This is a genomic window from Pseudomonas sp. IT-93MI4 (genome assembly GCF_949767635.1).
In the GTDB taxonomy this organism is placed as follows: Bacteria; Pseudomonadota; Gammaproteobacteria; order Pseudomonadales; family Pseudomonadaceae; genus Aquipseudomonas; species Aquipseudomonas putida_A.
In genome coordinates this window covers 535,654-557,273 of the sequence record NZ_CATKPP010000022.1, presented here as the reverse complement: position 1 = coordinate 557,273, position 21,620 = coordinate 535,654, and the positions used below count along the sequence as shown (strand labels likewise).

26 protein-coding genes are annotated in these 21,620 nt (G+C 61.0%); 16 read left to right on the top strand and 10 right to left on the bottom strand.

Going from position 1 to position 21,620, the window contains the following annotated elements; all coding sequences use genetic code 11:
* Positions 1 to 3: 3 nt before the first annotated feature.
* Positions 4 to 435, bottom strand: a complete 432-nt coding sequence (locus tag ACM6I7_RS14375; protein ID WP_007964113.1) for an NINE protein — start codon at positions 433 to 435, stop codon at positions 4 to 6.
* 248 nt (positions 436 to 683) lie between these two features.
* Between ACM6I7_RS14375 and ACM6I7_RS14370 the strand changes: the two genes are divergently transcribed.
* Positions 684 to 1,310 (top strand): C40 family peptidase, encoded by a 627-nt coding sequence (locus tag ACM6I7_RS14370; RefSeq protein ID WP_003229112.1) that lies wholly within the window; start codon positions 684 to 686, stop codon positions 1,308 to 1,310.
* A gap of 143 nt (positions 1,311 to 1,453) precedes the next feature.
* Here the strand turns inward: ACM6I7_RS14370 and ACM6I7_RS14365 are convergent, their stop codons facing one another.
* Positions 1,454 to 2,488 carry a type IV pilus twitching motility protein PilT gene (locus ACM6I7_RS14365; protein WP_003229114.1) on the bottom strand — a complete coding sequence of 345 codons (1,035 nt, stop codon included), beginning with the start codon at positions 2,486 to 2,488 and terminating at the stop codon, positions 1,454 to 1,456.
* A gap of 56 nt (positions 2,489 to 2,544) precedes the next feature.
* Between ACM6I7_RS14365 and ACM6I7_RS14360 the strand changes: the two genes are divergently transcribed.
* The 11 genes from ACM6I7_RS14360 to ACM6I7_RS14310 all read left to right on the top strand — a co-directional run bounded on the left by ACM6I7_RS14360 (position 2,545) and on the right by ACM6I7_RS14310 (position 10,268).
* On the top strand, positions 2,545 to 3,231 hold the full coding sequence (locus ACM6I7_RS14360) for a YggS family pyridoxal phosphate-dependent enzyme (protein ID WP_096795759.1): 687 nt from the start codon (positions 2,545 to 2,547) through the stop codon (positions 3,229 to 3,231).
* Between the two features lie 28 nt (positions 3,232 to 3,259).
* Entirely contained in the window at positions 3,260 to 4,078 is an 819-nt protein-coding gene (proC, locus tag ACM6I7_RS14355; protein WP_414888770.1) for a pyrroline-5-carboxylate reductase, read from the top strand.
* A gap of 10 nt (positions 4,079 to 4,088) precedes the next feature.
* The gene (locus ACM6I7_RS14350; protein ID WP_096795760.1) at positions 4,089 to 4,679 is read left to right on the top strand and encodes a YggT family protein; all 591 of its coding nucleotides are present in this window, start codon (positions 4,089 to 4,091) and stop codon (positions 4,677 to 4,679) included.
* Complete coding sequence (locus tag ACM6I7_RS14345; RefSeq protein WP_096795761.1) at positions 4,676 to 4,969, top strand: DUF167 domain-containing protein; 294 nt, start codon at positions 4,676 to 4,678, stop codon at positions 4,967 to 4,969. The genes ACM6I7_RS14350 and ACM6I7_RS14345 overlap by 4 nt, the downstream gene beginning before the upstream one ends.
* A 230-nt stretch (positions 4,970 to 5,199) precedes the next feature.
* Complete coding sequence (gene metX, locus ACM6I7_RS14340) at positions 5,200 to 6,339, top strand: homoserine O-succinyltransferase MetX (RefSeq protein ID WP_083367664.1); 1,140 nt, start codon at positions 5,200 to 5,202, stop codon at positions 6,337 to 6,339.
* A gap of 7 nt (positions 6,340 to 6,346) precedes the next feature.
* Positions 6,347 to 6,967, top strand: coding sequence for a methionine biosynthesis protein MetW (gene metW, locus ACM6I7_RS14335; RefSeq protein WP_003229126.1), 621 nt, complete (start codon positions 6,347 to 6,349; stop codon positions 6,965 to 6,967).
* Between the two features lie 26 nt (positions 6,968 to 6,993).
* Complete coding sequence (locus tag ACM6I7_RS14330) at positions 6,994 to 7,428, top strand: DUF4426 domain-containing protein (protein WP_027610575.1); 435 nt, start codon at positions 6,994 to 6,996, stop codon at positions 7,426 to 7,428.
* Complete coding sequence (rdgB, locus tag ACM6I7_RS14325) at positions 7,425 to 8,021, top strand: RdgB/HAM1 family non-canonical purine NTP pyrophosphatase (protein WP_097088966.1); 597 nt, start codon at positions 7,425 to 7,427, stop codon at positions 8,019 to 8,021. The genes ACM6I7_RS14330 and rdgB overlap by 4 nt, the downstream gene beginning before the upstream one ends.
* The gene (gene hemW / locus ACM6I7_RS14320) at positions 8,018 to 9,223 is read left to right on the top strand and encodes a radical SAM family heme chaperone HemW (RefSeq protein WP_414888769.1); all 1,206 of its coding nucleotides are present in this window, start codon (positions 8,018 to 8,020) and stop codon (positions 9,221 to 9,223) included. The genes rdgB and hemW overlap by 4 nt, the downstream gene beginning before the upstream one ends.
* 34 nt (positions 9,224 to 9,257) lie before the next feature.
* Positions 9,258 to 9,581 carry a DUF3392 domain-containing protein gene (locus ACM6I7_RS14315; protein WP_003229134.1) on the top strand — a complete coding sequence of 108 codons (324 nt, stop codon included), beginning with the start codon at positions 9,258 to 9,260 and terminating at the stop codon, positions 9,579 to 9,581.
* A 138-nt stretch (positions 9,582 to 9,719) separates the two neighbouring features.
* The gene (locus tag ACM6I7_RS14310; protein WP_414888768.1) at positions 9,720 to 10,268 is read left to right on the top strand and encodes an RNA 2'-phosphotransferase; all 549 of its coding nucleotides are present in this window, start codon (positions 9,720 to 9,722) and stop codon (positions 10,266 to 10,268) included.
* A 129-nt stretch (positions 10,269 to 10,397) separates the two neighbouring features.
* Here ACM6I7_RS14310 and trmB read toward each other — a convergent pair whose 3' ends face one another.
* The 4 genes from trmB to ACM6I7_RS14290 all read right to left on the bottom strand — a co-directional run bounded on the left by trmB (position 10,398) and on the right by ACM6I7_RS14290 (position 12,639).
* Complete coding sequence (trmB, locus tag ACM6I7_RS14305; protein WP_047297147.1) at positions 10,398 to 11,123, bottom strand: tRNA (guanosine(46)-N7)-methyltransferase TrmB; 726 nt, start codon at positions 11,121 to 11,123, stop codon at positions 10,398 to 10,400.
* A 9-nt stretch (positions 11,124 to 11,132) separates the two neighbouring features.
* Positions 11,133 to 11,927, bottom strand: a complete 795-nt coding sequence (locus ACM6I7_RS14300; protein ID WP_007964131.1) for a thiazole synthase — start codon at positions 11,925 to 11,927, stop codon at positions 11,133 to 11,135.
* A gap of 59 nt (positions 11,928 to 11,986) precedes the next feature.
* Positions 11,987 to 12,187 carry a sulfur carrier protein ThiS gene (gene thiS / locus ACM6I7_RS14295; protein ID WP_027610571.1) on the bottom strand — a complete coding sequence of 67 codons (201 nt, stop codon included), beginning with the start codon at positions 12,185 to 12,187 and terminating at the stop codon, positions 11,987 to 11,989.
* Between the two features lie 80 nt (positions 12,188 to 12,267).
* Positions 12,268 to 12,639, bottom strand: a complete 372-nt coding sequence (locus ACM6I7_RS14290) for a DUF423 domain-containing protein (protein WP_003229144.1) — start codon at positions 12,637 to 12,639, stop codon at positions 12,268 to 12,270.
* A 74-nt stretch (positions 12,640 to 12,713) separates the two neighbouring features.
* On the opposite strand from ACM6I7_RS14290, the gene mtgA reads away from it, so the two are divergent.
* Positions 12,714 to 13,436 (top strand): monofunctional biosynthetic peptidoglycan transglycosylase, encoded by a 723-nt coding sequence (mtgA, locus tag ACM6I7_RS14285; RefSeq protein WP_414888767.1) that lies wholly within the window; start codon positions 12,714 to 12,716, stop codon positions 13,434 to 13,436.
* 206 nt (positions 13,437 to 13,642) lie between these two features.
* Here mtgA and rpoH read toward each other — a convergent pair whose 3' ends face one another.
* The 4 genes from rpoH to ftsY form a co-directional block, all read right to left on the bottom strand.
* On the bottom strand, positions 13,643 to 14,497 hold the full coding sequence (rpoH, locus tag ACM6I7_RS14280; protein ID WP_003229146.1) for an RNA polymerase sigma factor RpoH: 855 nt from the start codon (positions 14,495 to 14,497) through the stop codon (positions 13,643 to 13,645).
* Between the two features lie 115 nt (positions 14,498 to 14,612).
* Positions 14,613 to 15,638 carry a permease-like cell division protein FtsX gene (ftsX, locus tag ACM6I7_RS14275; protein ID WP_007964135.1) on the bottom strand — a complete coding sequence of 342 codons (1,026 nt, stop codon included), beginning with the start codon at positions 15,636 to 15,638 and terminating at the stop codon, positions 14,613 to 14,615.
* Entirely contained in the window at positions 15,635 to 16,306 is a 672-nt protein-coding gene (gene ftsE / locus ACM6I7_RS14270) for a cell division ATP-binding protein FtsE (RefSeq protein ID WP_003229148.1), read from the bottom strand. The genes ftsX and ftsE overlap by 4 nt, the downstream gene beginning before the upstream one ends.
* Positions 16,303 to 17,823, bottom strand: coding sequence for a signal recognition particle-docking protein FtsY (ftsY, locus tag ACM6I7_RS14265; RefSeq protein ID WP_414888766.1), 1,521 nt, complete (start codon positions 17,821 to 17,823; stop codon positions 16,303 to 16,305). The genes ftsE and ftsY overlap by 4 nt, the downstream gene beginning before the upstream one ends.
* A gap of 344 nt (positions 17,824 to 18,167) precedes the next feature.
* On the opposite strand from ftsY, the gene ACM6I7_RS14260 reads away from it, so the two are divergent.
* From ACM6I7_RS14260 to rsmD, 3 genes are read left to right on the top strand one after another with little or no spacing between them, the layout of a single operon-like run.
* Positions 18,168 to 19,523 (top strand): M16 family metallopeptidase, encoded by a 1,356-nt coding sequence (locus tag ACM6I7_RS14260; protein WP_025112091.1) that lies wholly within the window; start codon positions 18,168 to 18,170, stop codon positions 19,521 to 19,523.
* Positions 19,516 to 21,003, top strand: coding sequence for a M16 family metallopeptidase (locus tag ACM6I7_RS14255; protein WP_414888765.1), 1,488 nt, complete (start codon positions 19,516 to 19,518; stop codon positions 21,001 to 21,003). The genes ACM6I7_RS14260 and ACM6I7_RS14255 overlap by 8 nt, the downstream gene beginning before the upstream one ends.
* A complete protein-coding gene (gene rsmD / locus ACM6I7_RS14250; RefSeq protein ID WP_330205865.1) occupies positions 21,003 to 21,614 on the top strand; it encodes a 16S rRNA (guanine(966)-N(2))-methyltransferase RsmD in 612 nt (203 codons plus the stop codon). The genes ACM6I7_RS14255 and rsmD overlap by 1 nt, the downstream gene beginning before the upstream one ends.
* Positions 21,615 to 21,620 lie beyond the last annotated feature (6 nt).

The following is a 21,620-nucleotide window of genomic DNA, read 5'->3' as shown; positions in this document are numbered from 1 at the left end:
AGGTTACTGAAAGGCGCCGCGATTCTGCGCGTTACGCACCGAAACCTGATCATTCAGCGTCCAGAAGTCATACAGCACACCAATAAAGAACAACCCGCCGGTCAGCAGATACAGCAACCCGCTGATCCACTTGCCCTGGTACATCCGGTGCACGCCGAACACGCCCAGGAACGTCAGCAGAATCCACGCCACGTTGTATTCGATCGGCCCTGCGGTGAAACGCAGATCCGCCTCGCGATCCATTGCCGGGATCAGGAACACGTCGATCAGCCAGCCAATGCCCAGCAGACCGAAGGTGAAGAACCAGATCGTCCCGGTCACCGGTTTGCCGTAATAGAAGCGGTGAGCGCCGGTGAAACCAAAAATCCACAGCAGATAACCGATGATTTTGCTGTGCGTATCCTGCGGTGCAGCGACCTGCTGATAGCGGTTCATGAAGACCTCGATTCACACGATAGATAAATTTTCTTTAATTCTTTGTGACTTTTTTACATGTAGCCGACGTACGGCAAATGTTACCGTGTCGTCCGTCAAAGCCTTATAGCACCGGACTTCTGTCCGACAATTGCGTCCGTTTGCCGCTTGTTTGGTTCCGTTGCCCTCCGATGGAATCGACCAACGGCCTCGGAAGGGACAAAAAAGCTGTTATAAAGTTGCGCGCTAACACATAAGAGCCACGCCTAATGCGACCATTTTTCAAGACATGGCTAACTATTTGCCTATTAATGCCACTGGCCGCCCACGCCACCAATCGTGAGCAACGTCTTCCCAACGTTAACGGTTTCACCCCTAAATCCCATGCTTCGGCTCCTTCGAGCAAGAGCAGCAAACAAACGAAACACACCACGCTCGCCAGCAAGAATCACGGCAAGCTGGTGCCACCGATGGCCAACAAGGAAAGCAGCAACGTCCTGAGCCGTGCGGTGAACGTCCTCGGTACTCCCTACCGTTGGGGCGGCAGCAGCCCAAGTAAAGGGTTCGATTGCAGTGGTCTGGTGAAATATGCGTTCAACGACGCCACATTCGACCTGCCACGCACTTCCAACGCGATGGCCAGCGGGCATGGCGAGAAAGTCGAACGCAAGGATCTGAAGCCGGGCGACCTGATTTTCTTCAACATCAAGAGCCGTCGGGTCAACCACGTTGCCATCTACCTGGGCAACGACCGCTTCATCCACGCACCACGCCGTGGCAAAGCGGTGAGCATCGATACGCTGAACAAGCCGTACTGGGAACAGCATTACGTAGTTGCCAAGCGTGTGCTGCCGAAAGAACCGGCTGGCAAACAGATGCGTGTGGTTCAGCGCTGAGTCGACTGATCCGGAATCTGCTCAAGCAGTACTGACCCCTTCGCGAGCAAGCCCGCTCCCACATTTGATTTGTGAACGACACAGATCCAATGTGGGAGCGGGCTTGCTCGCGAAGAGGCCAGTGAAAGCAACACAAGCCTCTCTTAAAAATTATCCGGCGTACGCGCCTTTTCCCGCGCATGCTCGCGGCTGATCAAGCCCTTGGTCACCAGTTCCTTCAGGCACATGTCGAGTGTCTGCATCCCCAACGACCCTCCGGTCTGAATCGCCGAATACATCTGCGCCACCTTGTCCTCGCGGATCAGGTTCCGGATCGCCGACGTTCCCAGCATGATCTCGTGCGCGGCCACCCGTCCGCCGCCGATCTTCTTGATCAGCGTCTGCGACACCACGGCCAGCAACGACTCCGACAGCATCGAACGGACCATGGACTTCTCGTCGCCGGGGAACACATCGACAACACGGTCGATGGTCTTGGCGGCTGACGTCGTGTGCAGCGTGCCGAACACCAGATGCCCGGTCTCGGCAGCGGTCAGTGCGAGGCGAATGGTTTCCAGGTCGCGCATCTCACCCACCAGGATCACATCCGGATCTTCGCGCAGCGCCGAGCGCAACGCCGTGGCGAAGCTGCGGGTATCGCGATGGACTTCGCGCTGATTGATCAGGCATTTGCGCGATTCGTGGACGAATTCGATCGGGTCTTCGATGGTGAGGATATGGTGATGGCGATGGGTATTGAGGTAATCGATCATCGCCGCCAGCGTGGTCGATTTGCCGGACCCGGTCGGCCCGGTCACCAGCACCAGCCCGCGCGGCGCATCGGTGATCTTGCGAAAGACGTCGCCCATGCCGAGGTCTTCCATGCTCAGCACTTTCGAGGGAATGGTGCGGAACACCGCGCCGGCGCCCCGGTTCTGGTTGAACGCATTAACCCGAAAGCGCGCCACGCCGGGGACTTCGAACGAGAAATCCGTTTCCAGGTGTTTCTCGAAGTCGACCCGCTGGGTGTCGTTCATGATGTCGTAGATCAATTCGTGCACTTGCTTGTGATCCAGCGCCGGCAGATTGATCCGCCGCACATCGCCATCGACGCGGATCATCGGCGGCAGACCGGCCGACAGGTGCAGGTCGGAAGCGCCCTGTTTGGCGCTGAACGCCAGCAGTTCAGTGATATCCATAGCGTCCCTCAATTCCAGTAGAATGCCGCGAACCTTCAGACCGCCGGCGCCTCTTGATGTCCACGATAGCAGACAACATTCTTCAGGTTAGTTCGCGTATCCAGGCAGCGGCCAAAGCTGCAAACCGCGATGAACACAGCATCCAGTTGCTGGCCGTGAGCAAGACCAAACCGGCGCAGGACCTGCGTGAAGCCTACGCCGCCGGCCTGCGTGACTTTGGCGAGAACTATCTGCAGGAAGCCCTGGGCAAACAGCTCGAACTGGCCGACCTGCCCTTGATCTGGCACTTCATCGGCCCCATTCAATCGAACAAGACTCGCGCCATCGCCGAGCATTTCGACTGGGTGCACTCCGTGGATCGCCTGAAAATCGCCCAACGCCTGTCCGAGCAGCGCCCGACCGAGCTGCCGCCGCTGAACATCTGCATTCAGGTCAACGTCAGTGGTGAGGCCAGCAAGTCCGGCTGCACCCCGGCCGACCTACCGGCGCTGGCCGAGGCCATCAGCGCCCTGCCCCGGCTGAAACTGCGCGGGCTGATGGCGATTCCCGAGCCGACCGAAGATCGCGCCGAACAAGATGCCGCTTTTGCTGCCGTGCAACGTTTGCAGGCCAGCCTGAATCTGCCGCTCGACACACTTTCCATGGGCATGAGCCACGACCTCGAGTCGGCCATCGCCCAAGGCGCCACGTGGGTGCGGATCGGTACCGCGCTGTTTGGCGCCAGAGATTACGGTCAGCAATGACCGACAGCCATCTGAAAAAGGACCTGACATGAGCAACACACGCATTGCCTTTATCGGTGCCGGCAACATGGCCGCCAGCCTGATCGGCGGCCTGCGGGCCAAGGGTCTGCAAGCCAGCCAGATTCGCGCCAGCGATCCGGGCGAAGAGACCCGCCAACGCGTCGGCGCCGAACACGGCATCGAAACCTTCGCCGACAACGCCCAGGCCATCGACGGCGTCGACGTGATCGTACTGGCGGTCAAGCCACAGGCGATGAAAGCCGTGTGCGAAGCCATCCGTCCCAGCCTGAAGCCGCAGCAACTGGTGGTGTCGATCGCCGCCGGCATCACTTGCGCGAGCATGACCGCATGGCTCGGCGAGCAGCCGATCGTGCGCTGCATGCCCAACACCCCGGCGCTGCTGCGTCAGGGCGTCAGCGGTTTGTACGCCACCAGCGAAGTGACTGCCGAACAGCGTCAGCAGGCTGAAGAGCTGCTGTCCGCCGTGGGCATTGCGCTGTGGCTGGACGAAGAGCAGCAACTCGATGCCGTGACCGCCGTCTCCGGCTCCGGCCCGGCGTACTTCTTCCTGCTGATCGAAGCGATGACCGCCGCTGGCGTCAAACTCGGCCTGCCAAAGGAAATCGCCGAGCAACTGACCCTGCAAACGGCTCTGGGCGCCGCGCACATGGCGGTATCCAGCGATGTCGACGCTGCCGAACTGCGCCGCCGCGTGACCTCGCCAAACGGCACCACAGAGGCCGCGATCAAATCATTCCAGGCTAACGGCTTCGAAGCCCTGGTAGAAAAAGCACTCGCCGCCGCCGCGCACCGCTCGGCCGAAATGGCCGAACAACTGGGCAAATAAGGAGCCTTACATGATTGGATTGAACACCGCAGCGGTTTACGTGCTGCAAACCCTCGGCAGTCTGTACCTGCTGATCGTGCTGCTGCGCTTCGTCCTGCAACTGGTGCGCGCGAACTTCTACAACCCGCTGTGCCAGTTCGTGGTCAAGGCTACCCAGCCGCTGCTCAAACCACTGCGCCGGATCATCCCGAGCATCTTCGGCCTCGACATGTCGTCGCTGGTGCTGGCGATTCTGGTGCAACTGGCCCTGATGGCCCTGACCCTGCTGCTGACCTACGGCACCACCGGCAACCCGCTGCAACTGTTCATCTGGTCGATCATCGGCGTGACCGCGCTGTTCCTGAAGATCTTCTTCTTCGCCCTGATCATCAGCGTGATCCTGTCGTGGGTCGCCCCGGGCAGCCACAACCCGGGCGCTGAACTGGTGAACCAGATCTGCGAGCCGGCGCTGGCACCGTTCCGCAAGATTCTGCCGAACCTCGGCGGTCTGGACCTGTCGCCGATTTTCGCCTTCCTGGCGCTGAAGCTGATCGACATGCTGGTGATCAACAATCTGGCGGCGATGACCATGATGCCGGACATCCTGCGCCTGCTGATGTGAGCTGGTTTCGCTGGGACGGCGACGATCTGATCCTCGAATGTCATCTGCAACCGGCAGCCCGCAGCGATGATTTCGCCGGGCTGCACGGTGACCGCCTGAAGATCCGCCTCACCGCGCCGCCGGTCGAGGGCAAGGCCAATGCGTATCTGATGGGCTTTCTGGCCAAGGCGTTTGGGGTTTCCAAAAGCCAGGTCAGTTTGCTCAGCGGCGAGTTGAACCGGCAGAAACGGGTGAAGATCTGTTCGCCGAAGAAGCTGCCGGAGTTGCCTGATCTGGTGCGTCCAGCCTGATCCACTGTGGTGAGGGGATTTATCCCCGATGGGTCGCGAAGCGGCCCCCTTGTTGTTGCCTACCCCATTCTTCCGGCACGGCCAAAGATGACAGGGCTGCTACGCAGCCATCGGGGATAAATCCCCTCACCACAAGGACTTCGCTCAATCAACGATCAGGCCCCAACGTTGCTTGCCGCTAACCCCCCCGGTCTTTAGACTTACGCCTCATTTCAACGAGAGCAGGGTCGATGCCAGCTGCCTTTCCCCCCGATTCTGTTGGTCTGGTGACGCCGCAAACGGCGCACTTCAGTGAACCTCTGGCCCTGGCCTGTGGCCGTTCGCTGCCCGCCTACGACCTGATCTACGAAACCTATGGCACGCTGAACGCGCAGGCGAGCAACGCCGTGCTGATCTGCCACGCCTTGTCTGGTCATCATCACGCTGCCGGCTATCACAGCCCCGACGACCGCAAGCCCGGTTGGTGGGACAGTTGCATCGGCCCGGGCAAACCGATCGACACCAACAAGTTCTTCGTGGTCAGCCTGAACAATCTGGGCGGCTGCAACGGCTCCACCGGCCCGAGCAGTATCAACCCGGAGACCGGCAAGCCGTTCGGCGCGGACTTCCCGGTGCTCACCGTGGAAGACTGGGTGCACAGTCAGGCGCGTCTGGCGGACCTGCTCGGCATTCGTCAGTTCGCCGCCGTCATCGGCGGCAGCCTGGGCGGCATGCAGGCGCTGCAGTGGACCATCACCTACCCGGATCGCGTGCGCCACTGCCTGGCCATCGCCTCGGCCCCCAAGCTGTCGGCGCAGAACATCGCCTTCAACGAAGTGGCGCGCCAGGCGATCCTCACCGACCCGGAGTTCCACGGCGGTTCGTTCCAGGAACAAGGTGTGATCCCCAAGCGCGGGCTGATGCTCGCGCGGATGGTCGGGCACATCACCTACCTGTCCGACGACTCGATGGGCGAAAAATTCGGCCGCGGCCTGAAGAGCGAAAAGCTCAACTACGACTTCCACAGCGTCGAGTTCCAGGTCGAAAGCTACCTGCGCTATCAGGGTGAAGAGTTCTCCGGGCGTTTCGACGCCAATACCTATCTGTTGATGACCAAGGCACTGGACTACTTCGATCCGGCGGCGAACTTCGACGATAACCTGGCGAAAACTTTCGAAAACGCCACCGCCAAGTTCTGCGTGATGTCGTTCACCACCGACTGGCGCTTCTCCCCGGCCCGCTCGCGGGAGCTGGTGGACGCGCTGATGGCGGCACGCAAAGACGTCAGCTATCTGGAAATCGACGCGCCACAGGGCCACGACGCCTTCCTGATTCCGATCCCGCGCTATTTGCAGGCGTTCGGCAATTACATGAACCGAATTACGGTGTGAACAAGCCATGAGAGCTGATCTGGAAATCATCCAGGAATGGATCCCCGCTGGCAGCCGCGTGCTCGACCTCGGTTGCGGCGACGGCGAGTTGCTGACCTGGCTGCGCGACAACAAGAACGTCACCGGTTATGGCCTGGAAAACGACGCCGACAACATCGCCGAGTGCGTGGCCAAGGGCATCAACGTCATCGAGCAGGACCTGGACAAGGGGCTGGGCAACTTCGCCAGCAACAGTTTCGACATCGTCGTCATGACCCAGGCCCTGCAAGCCGTGCACTACCCGGACAAGATCCTCGACGAGATGCTGCGGGTCGGTCGTCAGTGCATCATCACCTTCCCCAACTTCGGGCACTGGCGCTGCCGCTGGTATCTGGCAAGCAAGGGCCGGATGCCGGTGTCGGAGTTTCTGCCGTACACCTGGTACAACACGCCGAACATTCACTTCTGCACCTTCGAAGACTTTGAAGAACTTTGTCGCGAACGTGATGCGAAGGTCATTGATCGGCTTGCCGTGGATCAACAGCACCGTCACGGGTGGGCCAGTAAGCTATGGCCTAATCTGTTAGGTGAGATTGGTATCTACCGCGTCAGCAGCCCGGTGCTTGCAGATCATCGGGTCGCGGTCTGAACCACGACATTTCGAGGAGAACGATCATGGGTCGCTTGATTACTGTGCTATTGGCCGCCTGCCTGAGTCTGTCGGCGGTGGCCGCCGATGCCATCAAGGGCGAACGCAAGGAAGTGTTCGGCGACGTTACCGTGCACTACAACACTTTCAACTCGACCTTCCTGACACCCGACATCGCCAAAGCAGCCGAGCTGATCCGCAGCAAGAACCAGGGCGTGATCAACGTCTCGGTGATCAAGGACGGCAAACCGCTGATCGCCAACGTCACCGGCACGGTCAAAGACCTGACCAGCCAGAGCGTGCCGCTGAACTTCCGCCAGGTCACCGAACAGGGCGCGATCTACTACATCGCCCAGTACCCGGTGGAGCAGCAGGAAACCCGCACCTTTGAAATCAAGGTGCAGAACGGTGACAAGATCAACACCATCAACTTCAACCAAGAACTCTTTCCCGGCGAATGATGAACCTCACGCAACTCGTACTGGCCAGCCATAACGCCGGCAAACTCAAGGAACTCCAGGCCATGCTCGGCGACTCGGTGCAACTGCGCTCGATCGGCGAATGGAGCAAGGTCGAACCGGAGGAAACCGGTCTGTCGTTCGTCGAGAACGCGATCCTCAAGGCGCGCAATGCCGCGCGCATCTCCGGCCTGCCGGCGCTGGCCGACGATTCCGGTCTGGCGGTGGATTTCCTCGGCGGTGCACCGGGCATCTACTCGGCGCGCTATGCCGACGGCAAGGGCGATGCGGCGAACAACGCCAAACTGCTCGAGGCCCTCAAAGACGTGCCGCAAGCCGAGCGCGGCGCGCAGTTCGTCTGCGTGCTGGCACTGGTGCGGCATGCCGATGATCCGCTGCCGATCCTCTGCGAAGGCCTGTGGCACGGGCGCATCCTGACCGCCGCCAGCGGCGAGCACGGTTTCGGCTACGACCCGCTGTTCTGGGTGCCGGAGCGTGAAATGTCCAGCGCCGAACTGAGCCCGGCCGACAAGAACCAGATCAGCCACCGCGCCCGTGCAATGGATCTGCTGCGCCAGCGTCTGGGCCTGAAATGACCGACAGCCACCCCGCGTCGTCGCTGATCATCGGCGGCGCCGCCTCTTCGCCTCGGGCGCCGCTGCCTACGCTGCCGCCTCTGGCGCTGTACATCCACATCCCGTGGTGTGTGCGCAAATGCCCGTATTGCGATTTCAACTCGCACACCGCCAGCCCGGTGCTACCGGAAGAGGAATACGTCGACGCGTTGCTGGCCGATCTCGATCAGGACCTGCACGCGGTGTATGGCCGTGAAATCAGTTCGATCTTCTTCGGTGGCGGTACGCCGAGTCTGTTCAGCGCCGACGCGCTCGGGCGCTTGCTCAAAGGCGTCGAGCAGCGCATCCCGTTCGCCCACGACATCGAGATCACCCTGGAAGCCAATCCCAGCACCTTCGAGCAAGAGAAGTTCGTTGCGTATCGCAAGCTCGGGATCAATCGCCTATCGATCGGCATTCAGAGCTTCCAGCAGCAGAAACTCGAAGCGCTCGGGCGCATCCATAACGGCGACGAAGCGGTGCGCGCGGCAGGTATGGCGCGTCAGGCCGGGTTCGATAACTTCAACCTCGACTTGATGCACGGCCTGCCCGATCAGTCGCTGGACGATGCCTTGAGCGACCTGCGTCAGGCCATCGAACTGAAACCGACGCACATCTCCTGGTATCAGCTGACACTCGAGCCGAACACGGTGTTCTGGAACCAGCCGCCGGTGCTGCCGGAAGACGACACGCTGTGGGACATTCAAGAAGCCGGACAAGCGCTGCTGGCCGCGCACGGTTACGCGCAATACGAAGTCTCGGCCTACGCCCAGCCCGGGCGGCCGGCGCGGCACAACCTCAATTACTGGAGTTTCGGCGACTTCATCGGCATCGGTGCTGGCGCCCACGGCAAGCTCAGTCATCCGGACGGGCGCATCGTCCGCACCTGGAAGACACGCCTGCCGAAGGACTATCTCAACCCAGCCAAGAGTTTCCAGGCCGGCGAGAAAGCCCTGACCAACGACGAGATGCCGTTCGAGTTCCTGATGAACGCCCTGCGCCTGACTGCCGGGGTGGAATCACGCCTGTATCCCGAACGCACCGGCCTGCCGCTGGAAAGTCTCGCCGAACACCGCCGCGAGGCCGAACAAAGTGGCCTGATGCAGGTCGAACCGTCACGTCTGGCGGCCACCGAGCGCGGACAACTGTTTCTCAACGACTTGCTGCAGAAATTTCTGAGCTGAGCCCACCTCAAACGGCTGCCCTAAGGAAAACCGCATGGATTTGATACTCGACCTGCTCGCCACCGTGTCCCGCTGGAGCCGCAGCAACCTCTCGGAAATCGCCCTGGCCCTGGTGGGCTGCCTGCTGGTGCTGTTCGGCGCCGACTTCAAAGGCTGGGTCGAGCAGCGTCTGGGCAGCATCGCCGGCGCCCTGCGCGTACCACTGATGGCCCTGCTGTGCGTAATCGGCAGCGGCGCCGCGCTGATCTATGCGACGCCGTGGGTGGTCAAGGGCCTGAGCCAGTTCAACAACTACAGCCTGGCACCGGTGCTGCTGGTGGTGCTGGTGCTTATCGGCGTAGTCGCTGACCGCCGCTGATTCTGCAAATACCCCAAAACCACTGTGGGAGCGGGCTTGCTCGCGAAGGCGTGATATCAGTCAACATCAACGTTGAATGATTCACCGCTTTCGCGAGCAAGCCCGCTCCCACAGTTGATCGCAATGACAGGGAAGTTCATGAGCAAAAAACTGTTGGACGAGACAAGCAAATTTCTCAGCTTCGTATTGCGCCACGAACCTCAGGCGATCGGTCTGACGCTGGACTCTGAAGGCTGGGCAAATATCGACGCGCTGATCAGCGGCGCCGCGCGTGACGGTCGTAAACTGGATCGCCAACTGATTGAAGCGGTCGTGACAAGTAGCGACAAGAAGCGCTTCTCGATTTCCGAGGACGGCCAACTGATTCGTGCGGTTCAGGGCCACTCAACGAAAAGCGTGGATTTGCAGTTCGAGCAGAAACAGCCACCGCAAACGCTGTATCACGGCACAGCGACGCGCTTTCTTGAGTCAATCAAAGAACAAGGCCTGATTCCGGGATCACGCCATCACGTGCACCTTTCCCAAGACATCGACACCGCTTCGGCCGTCGGGCAGCGCTATGGCACCGTGGTGATTCTGAAAGTCGCCGCACGACAAATGGAAGAACAGGGCTTCAAGTTCTATCAGGCCGAAAACGGTGTCTGGCTTACAGAACAGGTGCCGGCTCGATTTCTTTCCACCCTGTAATTTCTGAGCACACAAAACAACTGTGGGAGCGGGCTTGCTCGCGAAGGCGTCGTATCAATCAACATCAACGTCGAATGATTCACCGCTTTCGCGAGCAAGCCCGCTCCCACATTGGGTTTTGCGTGATGCTTAGGAGATTTTCTCGAACTTCAGATCCCACACGCCATGCCCAAGACGTTCGCCGCGGCGTTCGAACTTGGTGATCGGCCGTTCGGCCGGGCGCGGTACGCATTTGCCGTCTTCGGCGAGGTTGCGGTAGCCCGGGGCGACGTTCATCACTTCCAGCATGTACTCGGCGTACGGCTCCCAGTCGGTGGCCATGTGCAGGATGCCGCCGACCTTCAGCTTGCTGCGCACCAGTTCGGCGAAGGACGCCTGAACGATACGACGCTTGTGGTGACGGCTCTTGTGCCATGGATCCGGGAAGAACAGCATCAGGCGATCGAGGCTGTTGTCGGCGATGCAGCGGTTGAGCACTTCAATCGCGTCGCAATCGTAAACCCGCAGGTTGGTCAGGCCCTGAGTCAGCACGCCATTGAGCAGCGCGCCAACACCCGGACGATGCACTTCAACACCGATAAAGTCCTGATCCGGCGCCGCCGCAGCCATTTCCAGCAGCGAGTGGCCCATGCCGAAACCGATCTCCAGCGAGCGCGGCGCCGAACGGCCGAACACCTGATCGTAATCCACCGGCGCGTCGGCCAGCGGCAGCACGTACAGCGGCGCGCCCTGATCCAGACCACGTTGCTGGCCTTCGGTCATGCGCCCGGCGCGCATCACGAAGCTCTTGATGCGGCGGTGTTGGCGCTCGTCGCCCTCTTCCGTCTGGATAGGCGTGTCGTTCGATTCAGTCATCAATGGCTCTTACTTGATCAGACCATCCAGCGGCGAAGAGGCGCTGGCATAGAGTTTTTTCGGCATGCGGCCGGCGAGGTAGGCCAAGCGGCCTGCGACGATCGCGTGTTGCATGGCTTGGGCCATCATCACCGGTTGCTGAGCATGGGCGATGGCCGAGTTCATCAGCACCGCGTCACAGCCCAGTTCCATGGCGATGGTGGCGTCGGAGGCGGTACCGACACCGGCATCCACCAGCACCGGAATCTTGGCTTCTTCGAGGATGATCTGCAGGTTGTACGGGTTGCAGATCCCCAGACCGGAACCGATCAGACCGGCCAGCGGCATGACCGCTATGCAGCCGATTTCCGCCAGTTGGCGAGCGATGATCGGGTCATCACTGGTGTAAACCATCACGTCGAAGCCTTCCTTGACCAGCGTTTCGGCGGCCTTGAGGGTTTCGATCACGTTGGGGAACAGGGTTTTCTGGTCGGCCAGCACTTCCAGCTTCACCAGGTTGTGACCATCGAGCAGCTCACGGGCCAGGCGGCAGGTGCGCACGGCCTCGATAGCGTCGTAGCAACCGGCGGTGTTCGGCAGGAAGGTGTAGCGATCGGGCGACAGCACTTCGAGCAGGTTCGGCTCGCCTTCGATCTGGCCGAGGTTGGTACGGCGCACGGCGAAGGTGACGATCTCGGCACCCGAGGCTTCGATGGCCTGACGGGTTTCTTCCATGTCACGGTACTTGCCGGTACCGACCAGCAAACGCGACTGGTAAGTACGACCGGCCAGAACAAAAGGCTTGTCGCTGCGAACGATGCTCATGGGGAATCCTCTTTAGGGGTGAGGGTCTTGCAGAATTCTGTGCCCTTGCGGGCCGGCGATCAGCCGCCGCCGATGGCGTGCACCACTTCGACGTTGTCGCCGTCGTTGAGCACGGTGTCGGCATGCTGGCTGCGCGGGACGATATCCAGATTGAGTTCGACTGCCACCCGGCGACCGGTCAGGTCCATACGGGCAATCAGGGCCGCAACGGTTTCACCGTCGGGCAGTTCAAGGGATTCGCCGTTCAACTGAATGCGCATGCGCCTGGCCGCCATCATTTTTAGGGGGTGGCATTCTAGCCCGATCATGACCTAAAGGTCAGCACCAAGCGTCAAGCGGTTTACTGCAGGCGCCAGGCGGCAAGTCCAAGACACAGCCAGCCAACCAGAAACGCCAGACCGCCGAACGGAGTGATGATGCCGAGCTTGCTGATACCTGTGGTGGTCAGCACATACAGGCTCCCGGAGAACAGCAGAATGCCGACGGCGAACGAAATACCCGCCCAGGTCACCAGCCGCCCCTGAATCTGCGTGGCCAGCAGCGCCACGCCGAACAGCGCCAGGGTGTGCACCAGTTGATAGGTCACGCCGGTGTGGAAAATCGCCAGATACTCGGGGGTCAGACGGCTCTTCAGGCCATGAGCGGCGAAGGCGCCAAGGCCCACACCGGTAAAACCAAAGAAAGCGGCCAGCATCAGAAAGCCACGCAGCATGTGGAACTCCAGTCAGACTCGTTCGGCAGGGTCTGTATAATGGCCCGCTCTATCGGTTCGGCCAAGCCATCTCTATGCTGCGTTCACTTTTGCGTCGTCTCACGAAGGCCCTGCTCTGGTTCGCGGGCGGCAGTGTATTGCTGGTGTTGCTGTTTCGCTTCGTGCCACCGCCGGGCACGGCGCTGATGCTCGAGCGCAAGATCGAATCCTGGGTCGACGGCGAGCCGATTGACCTGCAGCGCACCTGGAAGCCGTGGGACGAGATCTCCGACGACCTCAAGGTCGCAGTCATGGCCGGCGAAGACCAGAAATTTCCCGAGCACTGGGGCTTTGACTTCGGCGCGATCCAGGCCGCATTGGCCCACAACGAACTCGGCGGTTCGATTCGCGGTGCCAGCACCTTGAGCCAACAAGTGTCGAAAAACCTGTTTCTGTGGTCGGGGCGCAGCTATCTGCGCAAAGGCCTGGAAGCCTGGTTTACCGGACTGATCGAAGTGTTCTGGCCCAAGCAGCGGATTCTTGAGGTTTACCTGAACAGCGTCGAGTGGGATGACGGGGTGTTTGGTGCCGAAGCCGCAGCACGCCATCACTTTGGTGTCAGCGCCAAGTCACTGTCGCGTCAGCAGGCGAGTTATCTGGCGGCGGTGCTGCCTAACCCGCGAGTGTGGAGCGCCAGCCATCCGACGGCCTATGTATCGCGCCGGGCCGGGTGGATTCGCCAGCAGATGAGCCAGCTGGGTGGGACCAGTTACCTGCTGGGGCTTGATGATTCGCGCCGGGCGCCGTGGTCTCGATAGCCCTCACTGTTCTTGTAGACACTGAAAATCCCTGTGGGAGCGGGCTTGCCCGCGATAGCGGTGGTTCAGCCACCATCTACATGACTGACTCGACGCCATCGCTGGCAAGCCAGCTCCCACAGGGATTAATGCTGCCCTGACATAGGCGCATAAAAAAACGCCCCGATCATCGCTGATCGGGGCGTTTTTTATTGCCTGAGCGCCGGTTATGCGGCGATCGACAATTTGAGCTTGTTCATCGCGCTCTTCTCGAGCTGACGGATCCGCTCGGCCGATACGTTGTACTTCTGCGCCAGGTCGTGCAGCGTGGCTTTCTCTTCTGCCAGCCAGCGCTGGTAGAGGATGTCGCGGCTACGTTCGTCCAGCACTTCCAGCGCTTCGTGCAGGTTGTGGTTGGAGTTGTCGCTCCAGTCGGCATCTTCCAGTTGACGCGCCGGGTCGTACCGGTGGTCTTCCAGGTAGTTTGCCGGCGACTGAAAAGCGCTGTCGTCGTCAGCTTCTGCAGCCGGGTCGAAGGCCATGTCATGGCCAGTCAGGCGACTTTCCATCTCGCGCACTTCACGTGGTTCGACGCCAAGGCTTTCCGCCACACGGTGGACTTCCTCATTGTTCAGCCACGCCAGACGTTTCTTCTGGCTGCGCAGGTTGAAGAACAGCTTGCGCTGGGCCTTGGTGGTCGCGACCTTCACAATGCGCCAGTTGCGCAGGATGAACTCGTGAATTTCCGCCTTGATCCAGTGCACGGCGAACGACACCAGACGCACACCCATTTCCGGGTTGAAGCGTTTTACCGCCTTCATCAGACCGACGTTGCCTTCCTGGATCAGGTCAGCCTGAGCCAGACCGTAGCCGGAATAGCTACGGGCAATGTGTACGACAAATCGCAGGTGGGCGAGCACCATCTGCCGAGCCGCCCCCAAATCCTGCTCATAGTAGAGACTCTCGGCCAGTTCACGCTCCTGCTCCGGCGTCAGCAATGGAATGCTGTTGACGGTGTGCACATAGGCTTCCAGGTTCGCACCCGGAACCAACGCGTACGCAGGTTGCAAAGAATTGGTCATGCGAAAAAACCTCCCACTTACATACTCGTGCCTCTCGGCACTGCGAAAAATTGACCAGGAATTCAAGTACAAGTTCCCAAAAAAACCGCAAGGTCAATCACGCGCAAAAAAGATTCTACTTCGGCGCCAGCTCCCTGAGATGACGTGCGACTGCAATCCATGCACCGATATAACCCAACAGCACCGCGCCAAGCAAGAGCGACAGACCGTCGGCAACTGGCACTCCGGCCAGCGCGAAATCACTGCCGTACAAGCCGGCCAGTCCAACCACCGCGTCGTTCAGCCAGTTCAGGCCGAACGCCAGCACACCCCAGGACAGAACCCCCGCACCGAAGCCATACAACGCGCCCATATAAAGGAAGGGGCGACGTACATAGCTGTCAGTGCCGCCGACGAGTTTAATCACTTCTATCTCTGTGCGGCGGTTTTCAATATGAAGACGAATGGTATTGCCTATCACCAAAAGTAATGCAGACACCAAAAGCACCGTCAGACCGAAGACGAAACGATCACCGAGCTTGAGGATGGCGGCCAGACGCTCGACCCAGACTAGATCAAGTTGCGCCTGTTGTACCTTCGGCAGCTCGGAAAGTTTTTGTCTTAATGCTTCCAGAGTCGGCTTGTCGACCTCGTTCGGGGTCACCAGCACCACGCCCGGCAGCGGGTTCTCCGGCAGCTCGCGCAGGGCTTCGCCCAGACCGGACTGCTGCTGAAACTCTTCCAGCGCCTGATCACGACCGACATATTCGGCATCAGCGACGCCGGGCATGCCTTTGATCTGCTCGCGCAACGATTCACCCTGCGCGGGCGTGGCATCCAGCTGCAGGTACAGCGAAATCTGCGCCGCACGCTGCCACGAACCGCCGAGACGCTCGACGTTGTTGATCAGCAGTGACAAGCCCATCGGCAGGCTCAGCGCCACGGCCATCACCATGCAGGTGAAGAAGCTGCCGATCGGCTGCTTGCCGAGGCGCCGCAGGCTGTCGAGCAGGCTGGCACGGTGACTTTCGATCCACGAACGCAACAGGGTGGAAAAGTCCGGGCCGTCGTCATCGTCGTGTTTTTTCTTCTTTGGCGGTTGCGGGTCGGCGGCTTTCGGGGCCACGCGCTCGGAAACCTTTGGACTGCGTGTCGCACTCATACGCCGGCCTCCCCGTCGCCGATCAGTCGGCCGCGTTGCAGAGTCAGCATGCGGTGGCGCATGCGCGCAATCAGGGCCAGGTCGTGACTGGCGATCAGCACGCTGGTGCCCAAGCGGTTGATGTCTTCGAACACGCCCATGATCTCGGCCGCCAGACGCGGGTCGAGGTTACCGGTCGGTTCGTCCGCCAGCAGCAGGGCCGGACGGTGGACGATGGCGCGGGCGATGCCGACGCGCTGTTGCTGACCGGTGGACAGGTCGCCCGGGTACAGATCGGTTTTATCCGACAGCGCCACGCGCTCCAGCGCCGAATCGACGCGCTTGGCGATTTCGGCCTTGGACAAGCCGAGAATCTGCAGCGGCAGCGCGACGTTGTTGAACACCGTGCGATCGAACAGCAACTGGTGATTCTGGAACACCACGCCGATCTGCCGACGCAGGAACGGAATCTGCGCGTTGCTGATGGTGCTCAGGTCTTGCCCGGCCAGCAGCAGTTTGCCGCTGGTCGGACGCTCCATCGCCAGCAACAGGCGCAACAGCGTGGATTTACCGGCACCGGAGTGACCGGTGACAAACAGAAACTCGCCACGACGGACTCGAAAGCTCAGCTCATGCAAGCCGACGTGACCGTTCGGGTAGCGTTTACCGACCTGTTCGAAACGAATCATGAACGCTCCCGTTCGGCAAACAGTGCCTGGACAAAGGGTTCGGCTTCAAAGGTACGCAGATCGTCGATGCCTTCACCGACGCCGATGTAGCGGATCGGCAGGCCAAACTGCTTGGCCAGGGCGAAAATCACCCCGCCCTTGGCGGTACCGTCGAGCTTGGTCAGCGCCAGGCCGGTCAGTTCGACGGTCTGGTTGAATTGCTTGGCCTGGTTGATCGCGTTCTGACCGGTGCCGGCATCAAGTACCAGCAGCACTTCGTGCGGTGCGTCGGCGTCGAGCTTGCCGATCACCCGGCGAACTTTCTTCAGCTCTTCCATCAGGTTGTCTTTGGTGTGCAGACGACCGGCGGTGTCGGCGATCAACACGTCGATGCCACGGGCCTTGGCGGCCTGCACGGCGTCGAAGATCACCGAAGCAGAGTCGGCGCCGGTGTGCTGGGCGATCACCGGGATCTTGTTGCGCTCGCCCCAGACCTGCAGCTGCTCAACGGCAGCGGCGCGGAAGGTGTCACCGGCGGCGAGCATGACTTTCTTGCCTTCCAGTTGCAGCTTCTTCGCCAGTTTGCCGATGGTGGTGGTCTTGCCAGCGCCATTGACGCCGACCACCAGAATCACGAACGGCTTGTTCTGCGAGGCAATTTTCAGCGGCTGCTCGACCGGCTTGAGCATCGCCGCCAGCTCGGCCTGCAACGACTTGTACAGCGCGTCGGCGTCGGCCAATTCTTTGCGGGCGACCTTCTGGGTCAGGCGCTGGATGATCTGCGTGGTGGCTTCGACACCGACATCGGCGGTCAGCAGTCGGGTTTCCAGCTCATCGAGCAGGTCGTCATCAATGGTTTTACGGCCGAGAAACAGGCTGGCCATACCCTCGCCGATGCTGGCGCTGGTTTTCGACAGGCCTTGCTTGAGGCGGGCGAAGAAGCCGACTTTGGTTTCTTCGCTGCGCGGGGCTTCCACTGGCGTTTCAGCAACCACTTCTACCGGCACCACCGGAGCAGCGACGACCGGTGCAGGTGCAGGTGCAGGTGCAGGTGCAGGCTCGGGCTGCTGAACGACCGGCGCAACAGGGGCGACGACCACCGGGGTCACTGGCTCGGGAACAACCGGCGCAGGCTCGACAACCGGCTCATCCAATGGCGCCGGAGCGACTTCAGGGACGAACGCGGCAGGTGCAGGAATCGGCGGCGTCACATGCGGCGCAGCCTCTTCGACCAAGGCCACCGGTTCTTCCGCCACCGGCAAGGTCAGCCACGGCTCGGCCGCCGGAGTCAGTGGCAGCTCGGCCGCCACCGGGGTTTCAGGTTCTGGCTCGGGCTCGACCGGTTGCAGCACCGGCTCGGCGATCGGCAGCACGATCGGCGCCGGCTCTTCAGCAGGCGCTGGCGTCGGAGCCGGTTCAGGAATCGCGGGCGGCTGTTCGACGACGGGTTCCTGCGGTTTCTTACGCAGCCATCCGAACAGGCTTTTCTTCTCGCCAGCCGCAGCTGGGGTCTTCTTGTCGTCGTTGGAACCAAACATGGAGGACGGCTATCTCACGGTAGCGACGCGCCATAAGGGCGCCCCGGCAAATAAATATTCGATGCAGAACAGACTGTGTTTCATCCAGCTTGTTCACGCGCAACATTTTGTCGAGGTGCCAGCGGCACCCCAAAGATTCGTATTAACGAAGGACTAAACCGGCAAAATCGGCGAAAAAGCGAAGTCTAGTCGATAAACCGCAGCTTTCTGCCGCCAACCTATACAACCGCATCAGGCCTGAAAACCTGATAGGCGTGGTCGCCGGTAAAACGGATCAGTATCCTAGCACCCTCTCGCCCGCCGACGCTAAGACCAAGCGGGCAGCCCAACAGGTTAAAAAACGAATGAATGCTCTAGCCCGCCGCGCTGCAGGCCTGCTGCTCAGCACAGTCTGCCTGCCCCTTTCGGCCTTGGCGGCCGACCCGCAACCGACCCACGAATTCACCCTCGACAACGGCCTGAAGGTCGTCGTGCGCGAAGACCATCGCGCGCCGGTGGTGGTGTCGCAGGTCTGGTACAAGGTCGGCTCCAGCTACGAAACCCCGGGCCAGACCGGCCTGTCCCACGCGCTCGAGCACATGATGTTCAAGGGCAGCGAGAAAGTCGGCCCCGGCGAAGCCTCGTTGATCCTGCGCGACCTGGGCGCCGAAGAAAACGCCTTCACCAGCGACGATTTCACCGCGTATTACCAGGTGCTGGCCCGCGACCGTCTGGGCGTAGCGTTCGAACTGGAAGCCGACCGCATGGCCAATCTGCGCCTGCCGGCTGACGAGTTCGCCAAGGAAATCGAAGTCATCAAGGAAGAGCGTCGCCTACGCACCGACGACAAGCCGATGTCCAAGGCTTACGAGCGTTACAAGGCGATGGCTTACCCGGCCAGCGGCTACCACACACCGACCATCGGCTGGATGGCCGACCTCGATCGGATGAAGGTCGAAGAGCTGCGCCACTGGTATCAGTCCTGGTATGTGCCAAACAACGCCACGCTGGTAGTGGTCGGCGACGTCACCCCCGATGAAGTGAAGACCCTCGCCCAACGCTACTTCGGTCCGATTGCCAAGCGCGACGTGCCACCGGCGAAGAAACCGCTGGAACTGGCCGAGCCGGGTGAGCGCCAGATCACCCTGCATGTGCAGACCCAACTTCCCAGCCTGATGCTCGGCTTCAACGTGCCAAGCATTGCCACTGCTGAAGACAAGCGCTCGGTCAACGCCCTGCGCCTGATCTCGGCGCTGCTCGACGGCGGCTACAGCGGGCGCATCCCGACGCAACTGGAGCGCGGTGAAGAGTTGGTCTCGGGCGGTTCGTCGAGCTACGACGCCTACACCCGTGGCGACAGCCTGTTCACCCTGTCGGCGACGCCGAACACCCAGAAGAAAAAGACCATGGCGCAAGCTGAAGCCGGTCTGTGGAAACTGCTGGAACAGCTGAAAACCACCGCACCGTCCGCCGAAGAACTCGAGCGCGTGCGGGCACAAGTGATCGCTGGTCTGGTGTTCGAACGTGATTCGATCACCAGTCAGGCCACCGCCATTGGCCAACTGGAAACGGTCGGACTGTCGTGGAAGTTGATGGATACCGAACTTGCTGACCTGGAAAGCGTGACCCCGCAAGACATCCAGAACGCCGCCAAGCTGTATTTCACCCGCGAACGTCTCAGCGTCGCCCACGTCCTGCCACTGGAGACGACTCATGAGTGAGCGCAAATCCCCACGCCTGTTGCTCGGCCTGATCGCCATTGCAGTGATCGGCTCCGCCGCGTTCTATCTGATGCCCGGTGTCAAAACCGACGCCAGCGAAGCACTGGACAACGCCAAGACCAGCCAGAAGCTGCAATCGCTGGCCGAACTCGACGGCAAGGCCCCTGCCAGCCGCAAGCTCGACGTGCAGACCTGGAACACCGCCGAAGGCGCCAAGGTGCTGTTCGTCGAAGCCCATGAGCTGCCGATGTTCGACATGCGCCTGATCTTCGCCGCCGGCAGCAGTCAGGACGGCAATGCACCGGGCCTGGCAGTCCTGACCAACGCCATGCTCAACGAAGGCGTGGCCGGCAAAGACGTCGGCGCCATCGCCCAAGGCTTCGAAGGCCTCGGTGCGGATTTCGGCAACGGCGCCTACAAGGACATGGCGCTGGCTTCGCTGCGCAGCCTGAGTGCCGCCGAGCAACGTGAACCGGCGCTGAAGCTGTTCTCCGAAGTGGTGGGCAAACCGACCTTTCCGGCCGACTCCTTCGCGCGCATCAAGAACCAGATGCTCGCCGGTTTCGAATACCAGAAACAGAACCCCGGCAAACTCGCCAGCCTCGAGCTGATGAAGCGTTTGTACGGCGATCACCCATACGCGCACTCCAGTGACGGCAATGCGCAGAGCGTGCCGAAGATCACTCTGGCGCAACTGCGTGAATTCCACGCCAAGGCCTACGCGGCCGGCAACGTGGTGATCGCGCTGGTCGGTGACTTGTCTCGCGCCGAAGCCGAGGCGATTGCCAATCAGGTCTCCGGCGCCCTGCCTAAAGGCCCGGCGCTGACGAAAATCGCCCAGCCGCAGGAACCGAAAGCCAGCGTCAATCACATCGAGTTCCCGTCGAAGCAGACCAACCTGCTGCTCGCGCAGCTGGGCATCGACCGTAACGACCCGGATTACGCGGCGCTGTCGATGGGCAACCAGATCCTCGGTGGCGGCGGTTTCGGCACCCGCCTGATGAGCGAAGTGCGCGAGAAGCGTGGCCTGACCTACGGCGTGTACTCGGGTTTCAGCCCGATGCAGGCTCGCGGCCCGTTCATGATCAACCTGCAAACCCGCGCGGAAATGAGCGAAGGCACGCTGAAACTGGTGCAGGACGTGCTCGCCGATTACCTGAAGAGCGGCCCGACCCAGAAAGAACTCGACGACGCCAAACGCGAACTGGCCGGCAGCTTCCCGCTGTCCACCGCAAGCAACGCCGATATCGTCGGCCAACTGGGCGCCATGGGCTTCTATAATCTGCCGCTGAGCTATCTGGATGACTTCATGCGTCAGTCCCAGAGCCTGACTGTCGAGCAAGTCAAAGACGCGATGAACAAACACCTGAGCACGGACAAACTGGTCATCGTCAGCGCTGGCCCGACCGTGCCGCAAAAGCCGTTACCGGCCCCATCTGATAAACCTGCCGAGCAACCGCTCGGGGTTCCGGAGCATTAATGGCTACTCGTCCTAAAAAACCTGCGCAGAACGTTCACAACGGTGTGAACCAGCTACGCATCATCGGCGGCGAATGGCGCAGCCGCAAACTGAGCTTCCCCGATGCACCGGGCCTGCGCCCGACACCGGACCGCGTGCGCGAAACCCTGTTCAACTGGCTCGCGCCGTATGTGGCCGGGGCCAAGGTGCTGGATCCATTCGCCGGCAGCGGCGCGCTGTTTCTCGAGGCACTGTCGCGTGGCGCGGCCATGGGTCAGGCGCTGGATGCCAGCCACGTAGCGGTGTCGAGCCTGAAGGAACACCTCGGCACCCTGCGCTGCACCAACGGTCAGGTGCAAACCGCGGACGCGCTGCGTTATCTGGAAACCCAGGTCGCCACGCCGTTTGATCTGGTGTTCCTCGATCCGCCGTTCAACCAGAACCTGCTGCCGGCCGTTTGCGCCCTGCTGGAAGAGCGCCAATGGCTGGCGCCGGATTCGTGGATCTACACTGAAAGCGAGACCGCGCCTTCGACGCTGGGCCTGCCGGGCAACTGGCGCCTGCACCGCGAGCAGAAATCCGGGCGGGTGTACTACGCGTTGTGGCAACGTATGGCAGAGATCGCCGGTTAACTGAAA

Coding starts and splice junctions, on each gene's coding strand:
- thiS (WP_027610571.1), bottom strand. CDS start 12,187: ATGCGCATTCAGTTGAACGGCGAATCCCTTGAACTGCCCGACGGTGAA.
- ACM6I7_RS14300 (WP_007964131.1), bottom strand. CDS start 11,927: ATGAGCATCGTTCGCAGCGACAAGCCTTTTGTTCTGGCCGGTCGTACT.
- metW (WP_003229126.1), top strand. CDS start 6,347: ATGAGAGCTGATCTGGAAATCATCCAGGAATGGATCCCCGCTGGCAGC.
- ACM6I7_RS14365 (WP_003229114.1), bottom strand. CDS start 2,488: ATGGATATCACTGAACTGCTGGCGTTCAGCGCCAAACAGGGCGCTTCC.
- metX (WP_083367664.1), top strand. CDS start 5,200: ATGCCAGCTGCCTTTCCCCCCGATTCTGTTGGTCTGGTGACGCCGCAA.
- ACM6I7_RS14330 (WP_027610575.1), top strand. CDS start 6,994: ATGGGTCGCTTGATTACTGTGCTATTGGCCGCCTGCCTGAGTCTGTCG.
- trmB (WP_047297147.1), bottom strand. CDS start 11,123: ATGACTGAATCGAACGACACGCCTATCCAGACGGAAGAGGGCGACGAG.
- ACM6I7_RS14375 (WP_007964113.1), bottom strand. CDS start 435: ATGAACCGCTATCAGCAGGTCGCTGCACCGCAGGATACGCACAGCAAA.
- ACM6I7_RS14350 (WP_096795760.1), top strand. CDS start 4,089: ATGATTGGATTGAACACCGCAGCGGTTTACGTGCTGCAAACCCTCGGC.
- mtgA (WP_414888767.1), top strand. CDS start 12,714: ATGCTGCGTTCACTTTTGCGTCGTCTCACGAAGGCCCTGCTCTGGTTC.
- ftsY (WP_414888766.1), bottom strand. CDS start 17,823: ATGTTTGGTTCCAACGACGACAAGAAGACCCCAGCTGCGGCTGGCGAG.
- proC (WP_414888770.1), top strand. CDS start 3,260: ATGAGCAACACACGCATTGCCTTTATCGGTGCCGGCAACATGGCCGCC.
- rsmD (WP_330205865.1), top strand. CDS start 21,003: ATGGCTACTCGTCCTAAAAAACCTGCGCAGAACGTTCACAACGGTGTG.
- ACM6I7_RS14255 (WP_414888765.1), top strand. CDS start 19,516: ATGAGTGAGCGCAAATCCCCACGCCTGTTGCTCGGCCTGATCGCCATT.
- ACM6I7_RS14310 (WP_414888768.1), top strand. CDS start 9,720: ATGAGCAAAAAACTGTTGGACGAGACAAGCAAATTTCTCAGCTTCGTA.
- ACM6I7_RS14290 (WP_003229144.1), bottom strand. CDS start 12,639: ATGCTGCGTGGCTTTCTGATGCTGGCCGCTTTCTTTGGTTTTACCGGT.
- ACM6I7_RS14360 (WP_096795759.1), top strand. CDS start 2,545: ATGTCCACGATAGCAGACAACATTCTTCAGGTTAGTTCGCGTATCCAG.
- ACM6I7_RS14315 (WP_003229134.1), top strand. CDS start 9,258: ATGGATTTGATACTCGACCTGCTCGCCACCGTGTCCCGCTGGAGCCGC.
- rdgB (WP_097088966.1), top strand. CDS start 7,425: ATGATGAACCTCACGCAACTCGTACTGGCCAGCCATAACGCCGGCAAA.
- ftsX (WP_007964135.1), bottom strand. CDS start 15,638: ATGAGTGCGACACGCAGTCCAAAGGTTTCCGAGCGCGTGGCCCCGAAA.
- ACM6I7_RS14260 (WP_025112091.1), top strand. CDS start 18,168: ATGAATGCTCTAGCCCGCCGCGCTGCAGGCCTGCTGCTCAGCACAGTC.
- ftsE (WP_003229148.1), bottom strand. CDS start 16,306: ATGATTCGTTTCGAACAGGTCGGTAAACGCTACCCGAACGGTCACGTC.
- hemW (WP_414888769.1), top strand. CDS start 8,018: ATGACCGACAGCCACCCCGCGTCGTCGCTGATCATCGGCGGCGCCGCC.
- ACM6I7_RS14370 (WP_003229112.1), top strand. CDS start 684: ATGCGACCATTTTTCAAGACATGGCTAACTATTTGCCTATTAATGCCA.
- rpoH (WP_003229146.1), bottom strand. CDS start 14,497: ATGACCAATTCTTTGCAACCTGCGTACGCGTTGGTTCCGGGTGCGAAC.